The 384-nt window shown below is 68.0% G+C and carries 1 protein-coding gene; it reads left to right on the top strand.

The features are described from left to right. Window positions 1-20: 20 nt before the first annotated feature. Window positions 21-384 (top strand): hypothetical protein (locus ACIHEI_RS04120; RefSeq protein WP_396605504.1); only part of this gene is annotated, 364 nt, incomplete at its 3' end.

Here is a 384-nt window from a genome sequence, read left to right as displayed (position 1 = left end):
GGCGGTTCGAATCGGATGTGATGCCTGCGCAGCGCATCGACGGGGGCGGGCCGTTTACGGAGGCCGCGCATGTGGGGCGGTTCGAGCCGGATGTGATGCCTGCGCAGCGCATCGACGGGGGCGGGCCGTTCACGGAGGCGGCGCACGTTGGGCGGTTCGAGCCGGATGTGACGCCCGCGTTCCGGGTCGGGACGGCGGTTGGCGAGCCGATGGAGACCGCGCGGTTGAAGTCGTCGGAGGGTGTGCCTTTGCATGAGGCGATGCCTTCGATGCCTGCCGAGATGGGGCGGTTGAAGTCGTCGGAGGGTGTGCCTTTGCATGAGGCGATGCCTTCGATGCCTGCCGAGATGGGGCGGTTGAAGTCGTCGGAGGGTGTGCCTTTGC

It is taken from the genome of Kitasatospora sp. NPDC051984 (genome assembly GCF_044593455.1).
Lineage (GTDB): Bacteria > Actinomycetota > Actinomycetes > Streptomycetales > Streptomycetaceae > Kitasatospora.
This window is presented reverse-complemented; position numbering and strand designations above follow the sequence as displayed.